This window comes from Streptomyces poriferorum, from assembly GCF_019399235.1.
Taxonomy (GTDB): Bacteria; Actinomycetota; Actinomycetes; order Streptomycetales; family Streptomycetaceae; genus Streptomyces; species Streptomyces poriferorum.
On record NZ_JAELVH010000392.1, the window covers coordinates 1 to 5,352 of the forward strand.

A 5,352-nucleotide genomic window follows, 5' to 3' on the forward strand; every position below is an offset into this window, starting at 1 on the left:
AGGGCGGGGCGGGCACAGGCGGACACCGCCGGCCACGACCGGACCGGGACCCCTGCGCACCACGAATCGACACATCGATTCCAAGACAAGGCGGAAGGAGGAGGACGCATGGCAACGCTCGAGATCCGCGCACTGTCCGTGGGCTACGGCCCCGTACGGTCCCTGCGCGACGTCTCCCTCGATGTGCCGGCCGGCGCGATCACCGCCGTACTCGGCGGCAACGGGGCCGGGAAGACCACGCTGCTGCGGGCCATCTCGCGGACCCTCGGCTTCCACCGCGGGACGGGTACGGGCACCGTCCGCTTCGACGGACGCCCCCTGGACGGGCTGCGGCCCGCCCAGGTGGTGGCCGCCGGAGTGGTCCAGGTACCCGAAGGACGACAGGTGTTCGCCCGCATGACGGTGGCCGACAACCTGCGGGCGGGCGCCCTCGGAGCCCGCGGCGGGCGCAAGGCGTCGGCGGGCGCGCTGACCCGCGTACACGAGCTGTTCCCCGTACTGGCCCAGCGGGCGCACCAGCGCGCCGGGCTGCTGTCGGGCGGCGAGCAGCAGATGCTGGCGATGGGGCGGGCCCTGATGGCCCGGCCCCGGCTGCTGCTGCTCGACGAACCCTCTCTCGGCCTCGCCCCGTTGATGGCGCAGCGCATCGCCGAGACGGTGCAGGAGATCAACGCCTCGGGCACCTCCGTCCTGCTCGTCGAGCAGAACGCGGCGATCGCCCTGCGGCTCGCCTCCACGGCCTACGTCCTGGAGGTCGGCGAGGTCACCCTGGAGGGGCCGGCCGACGAACTCGCCGCCTCCGACGAGGTGCGCCGCCGCTACCTGGGCGTCGTCGACGAGACGGCCGCCGAGGACGCGGACCGGGCCTCCGGGTCCGTACGCAGCCTGAGCAGGTGGTCCGCATGACCACCACGCACGAAGCAGCCCCGGTCACCACCGCCCCCGCCGCGCTGGCCGTCCGTGACGTCACCGTCCGCTTCGCCGGACTCACCGCACTCGACAGCGTCTCCTTCACCGTGGAGCCGGGCAGCGTGCACGCCGTCATCGGCCCCAACGGGGCAGGGAAGTCGACCACCTTCAACGTGCTGTCCGGGGTGTACCGGGCCACATCCGGCACCGTCCACCTCGGCACGACGGAACTCACCGGACTCGCCCCGCACACGATCGCCCGACTCGGCGTCGCCCGTACCTTCCAGAACCTGGCGCTGCCCCCGCACGCCACCGTCACCGACAGCCTGCTCCTCGGCCGTCACCGGCTCACCCGCGCCGGGTTCGTCGCCAGCGGACTGCGTCTGCCGTCCGCGGCACGCGAGGCCCGCCGCCATCTGGAACGGGTCCGTGAGATCGCCGAGTTCATCGGCCTGGAGAAGGAGTTGGACCGGCCGGCCGGGGCGCTCCCGTACGGACAGCAGAAGCTCGTCGAACTCGGCCGCGCGCTGTGCATGGAGCCGCAGGTCCTCCTCCTGGACGAACCCGTCGCCGGGATGACCGCCGACGAACGGCGGCGCACCGCAGCGGTCGTGGCCGGGGTCCGCGACAGCCTCGGCATCTCGATCGTGCTCGTCGAACACGACATGGGCGTGGTGATGCGGCTCGCGGACGCCGTGACCGTACTCGACTTCGGACGCAGGATCGCCGGCGGCACCCCCGCCGAGGTCCAGAACGATCCGGCCGTCGTTCAGGCCTACTTGGGGGCACAGGAATGACCACCTTCATCGAACTCCTCCTCGGCGGCCTCTCCATCGGCTCGGTCTACGCACTGATCGCGCTCGGCTTCGTCGTCATCTTCAAAGCCACCGAGGTCGTCAACTTCGCCCACGCCTCCCTGCTGCTCGCGGGCGGATACGTGACCGCGGTCCTCCACGACGACATCGGCTTCTGGCCGGCGCTCGCCGTCGGCATCGCGGGCGCGGCCGTCGTCGGAGCGGCGATCGAGTTCCTCGTGATGCGCCGCTACCGGGGCAGCGACCACAGCGTCCTGGCCATCGTCACCATCGGCGTCGACATCCTCCTCACCACCGAACTCACCCGGCGCATGGGCACGGACGTGCTGGCGCTCGGCGACCCGTGGGGGGACGGCGTCGTCACCATCGGCGGCGTCACCCTCGCCGAGACCCGGATCGCCGCGTTCCTCGCCGCAGGTCTGCTCATCACCGCGTTCCTGCTCGCCTTCCGCTTCACCTCCTGGGGCGTGTCGATGCGGGCCGCCGCCGAGAACCCGCAGACCGCGGCCCTGATGGGGATCAAGCTCGGCCGGGTCTCGCTCGCCGCCTGGGCGGTGGCCGGAGCACTCGCCGCGGTGGCCGCACTCTTCCTCACCGTCTTCCCCACCCCCGGACTGGAACGGGCCACCTCACTGGCCGCGCTCAAGGCCTTCCCCGCAGCGATCCTCGGCGGACTCGACTCGACGACCGGGGCCCTCGCCGGAGGCCTCATCGTCGGCGTCACCGAATCGCTCGCCACCGGCTACCAGAGCGACCTCGCCTTCCTGGGCCGCGGCATCGGCGACCTCGCCCCCTATCTGGTGATGGTGATCGTGCTGCTCCTGCGGCCCGCGGGACTCTTCGGTACGAAGGAGCTCGCCCGTGTCTGAGACCACGACCACCGGGACCGCAGCGGCGCCCCGGCCCGCAACCCCCGAGGGCACCGCCCTCGCCGCCCGGCTGCGCCACCCGCGTACCTACCTCTGGGCCATCGGCTCGGTGCTGCTCCTCGCGTTCCCGTTCTACCTGGACCGCTTCTGGCTGCAGGCCGGACTCTTCGCGATGGCCGCCGCCATCGGCGCCATCGGGCTCAACCTCCTCACGGGCGCCACCGGCCAGCTCTCCATGGGACACGCCTTCTTCCTCGCGGTGGGCGCCTACGGCTACTGCGTCCTGGCGGGGGAGAGCAGTACGGAGAACGGGCACGAGCTCTCCGGGCTCGGCCTGCCGAGCTGGCTCGCCGCCGTGCTCGCGGTCCTCCTCGCGGGAGCCGCCGGCGGACTGTTCAGCCCCATCGCGAGCCGGCTGCGCGGCGCCTATCTCGGCATCGCCACGCTGGCCCTGATCTTCATCGGCCAGCATGTGCTGTTCAACGCCGGTTCCCTCACCGGCGGCTTCAACGGCCGCGCAGTCCCGCCCCTCTCGCTCTTCGGCTTCGGCTTCGACGACACCGAGGTCATCGTGGCCGGGGTGCCGTTCCAGTCCTCGGAGAAGCTCTGGTACGCGGCGCTGCTCGCCCTGCTCCTGAGCGGCCTCTTCGCCCGCGGCGTGCTGCGCGGCCGGCCGGGCCGGGCGCTCAACGCCATCCGGGACCACCGCATCGCGGCAGGTGTGATGGGCGTCCCGGTGGCCCGCTACCGGGCGGGCGTCTTCGTCCTGTCATCGATGTACGCCGGACTGGCGGGCGTGCTGCTCGCGCTGGTCTTCCAGCGGACCGTGCCCGAGTACTTCGGCATGGTCCTGTCCCTCGAATACCTCGCCATGATCGTCATCGGCGGGCTCGGCACCGTGGCGGGAGCGGTCGTCGGGGCCGCGTTCGTCTCGCTGCTGCCGCAACTGCTCACCCACTACAGCGATTCCCTGCCCCTGGTCTCCGCCCCCGGTACGGGCGGTCTGGCTCCGGGCGAGGCATCGCGCTATCTGTACGGCGCCGCGGTGGTCGCGGCTGTTCTGTTCCTGCCCGGCGGCCTGACACGTCTGATGAAGAATTCAGGGGAGAAGAAATGAAACTGCGTGTGCTCGGGGCCGTGTGCGCGGCCCTCACCCTCACCCTCGTGGGCTGCAGCGAGAAGGCCAAGTCCTCCGACGAGGGGACCCAGGACAAGGCCGGTGTGAAGACCGGCCAGGGCGTCACCGACGAGGTGATCTCGCTGGGCGCGCTCACCGACATGACCGGGGTCTACGCCTCGCTCGGCAAGAGCGTCACCCAGGCCCAGCAGCTGTGGGTCAAGCAGACCAACGCCGCGGGCGGCATCTGTGAGCGCAAGGTCGAACTGACCGTGCGCGACCACGGATACGACCCGCAGAAGGCCATCGCCGGCTACACGGAACTGGCTCCGAAGGTGCTGGGATTCGTCCAGTTCATCGGTTCGCCGTTCGTGGCCGCGGTCGAGGAGCGCATCGACGGCCAGGACAAGGGGCTCGTCCTGCCGCAGGCCTGGTCGGCGAACCTCCTGGGCAGCAAGTACGTCCGCGTCATCGGCGCCACGTACGACGTCGAGACGATCAACCTGATCGACTACCTGCTCGCCGAGAAGCGCATCGCCAAGGGCGACAAGATCGGTCATGTCTACTTCGAGGGCGACTACGGCGAGAACGCCCTGGCCGGCTCGAAGTACGCGGCGAAGGAGGCGGGCCTCACCGTCGTCGAACAGAAGATCAAGCCCACCGACAACGACATGACCGCCCAGGTCGCCGCGCTCAAGCAGGCCGGCGTCAAGGCCGTCATCGTCAGCGCCGGCCCGCGTCAGGCGGCCTCACTGGTCGGTGTCGCCGCGGCCACCGGCTTCAAGGTCCCGGTCGTCGGCAACAACTCGGCGTTCGCCCCGCAGTTGCTGAAGACCCAGGCCGGCCCCGCCCTGGCGGCCGACTACTACGTCGCCGCCTCCACCCTCCCGATCGGCGACCCGGGCACCGGACCGGCGAAGCTCGCCAAGGAGTACGGCGCCGAGTACCCGAAGGACGGCCTCGACAACGGCGTCATCGCGGGATACAACGCGGCGAGCCTGTTCGGCGAGGCGCTGAAGAAGGCCTGCGCCTCGAAGGACCTCACCCGTGAGGGCATAGACAAGGCCCTGCTCACCATCACGGACTTCGGAAGTGACTTCGGGATGCCGCACGACTTCTCCGACCCGGCGGCTCCCTCCACCCGGGAGAGCGTGATCATGAAGCCGGACGCCAAGACGCCCGGCGGTCTCAAGGTCGTCAGGCCCGCGGAGGCGGCCGCGGCGGCGAAGTCGTACACGCTGAAGTAGGCGGGCGGCAGTACAGGAGCCCCGGGGCGGCACGCTTCACGCGTGCCGCCCCGGGGCATGTCCGGGTCAGCTGGTGTAGGCCTCCAGTTCGGAGAGCTGTGCGGCCGGCCAGCCGGTGTTGCCGGTGAACGTCAGCCGCAGATAGCGGGCGGACGTTCCGGGCAGGGTGACGGTCGCACGGTTACCGCCCGACGGATCGAAGGTGTAACCCGCCGAGGACTTGAGCGAGCTGAACGTGCTGTTGTCGGTGCTTCCCGACACGCTCAGGGTCTGCGTACGGGTGGACCAGGCGGCCGCCGGGGGCAGCTTCAGGACCAGCCGCTTGACCGCCTTGGCCGCGCCCAGGTCCACGGTGATGGTCTGCGGGAAGGCGTGGTTGCTGCTCTCCCAGTAGC

At 70.8% G+C, this 5,352-nt stretch carries 6 protein-coding genes; 5 read left to right on the top strand and 1 reads right to left on the bottom strand.

Going from position 1 to position 5,352, the window contains the following annotated elements:
• The first annotated feature begins 108 nt into the window (after nt 1-108).
• From JGS39_RS36600 to JGS39_RS36620, 5 genes are read left to right on the top strand one after another with little or no spacing between them, the layout of a single operon-like run.
• A complete protein-coding gene (locus tag JGS39_RS36600; protein WP_219574083.1) occupies nt 109-906 on the top strand; it encodes an ABC transporter ATP-binding protein in 798 nt (265 codons plus the stop codon).
• Nucleotides 903-1,706: an ABC transporter ATP-binding protein gene (locus JGS39_RS36605; protein ID WP_219574084.1), complete on the top strand. Its 804-nt coding sequence runs from the start codon at nt 903-905 to the stop codon at nt 1,704-1,706. Before JGS39_RS36600 ends, JGS39_RS36605 begins: the two co-directional genes overlap by 4 nt.
• Nucleotides 1,703-2,593, top strand: coding sequence for a branched-chain amino acid ABC transporter permease (locus JGS39_RS36610; protein WP_219574085.1), 891 nt, complete (start codon nt 1,703-1,705; stop codon nt 2,591-2,593). The genes JGS39_RS36605 and JGS39_RS36610 overlap by 4 nt, the downstream gene beginning before the upstream one ends.
• Entirely contained in the window at nt 2,586-3,710 is a 1,125-nt protein-coding gene (locus JGS39_RS36615) for a branched-chain amino acid ABC transporter permease (RefSeq protein WP_219574086.1), read from the top strand. Before JGS39_RS36610 ends, JGS39_RS36615 begins: the two co-directional genes overlap by 8 nt.
• Nucleotides 3,707-4,957 (top strand): ABC transporter substrate-binding protein, encoded by a 1,251-nt coding sequence (locus tag JGS39_RS36620; RefSeq protein WP_219574087.1) that lies wholly within the window; start codon nt 3,707-3,709, stop codon nt 4,955-4,957. Before JGS39_RS36615 ends, JGS39_RS36620 begins: the two co-directional genes overlap by 4 nt.
• A gap of 66 nt (nt 4,958-5,023) precedes the next feature.
• Here JGS39_RS36620 and JGS39_RS36625 read toward each other — a convergent pair.
• On the bottom strand, nt 5,024-5,352 hold a 329-nt coding region (locus tag JGS39_RS36625), incomplete at its 5' end, for a discoidin domain-containing protein (protein WP_219574088.1).

Excerpts from the sequence above, each read along its gene's own strand:
- JGS39_RS36600 (WP_219574083.1), top strand. The coding sequence starts at position 109 with ATGGCAACGCTCGAGATCCGCGCACTGTCCGTGGGCTACGGCCCCGTA.
- JGS39_RS36605 (WP_219574084.1), top strand. The coding sequence starts at position 903 with ATGACCACCACGCACGAAGCAGCCCCGGTCACCACCGCCCCCGCCGCG.
- JGS39_RS36610 (WP_219574085.1), top strand. The coding sequence starts at position 1,703 with ATGACCACCTTCATCGAACTCCTCCTCGGCGGCCTCTCCATCGGCTCG.
- JGS39_RS36620 (WP_219574087.1), top strand. The coding sequence starts at position 3,707 with ATGAAACTGCGTGTGCTCGGGGCCGTGTGCGCGGCCCTCACCCTCACC.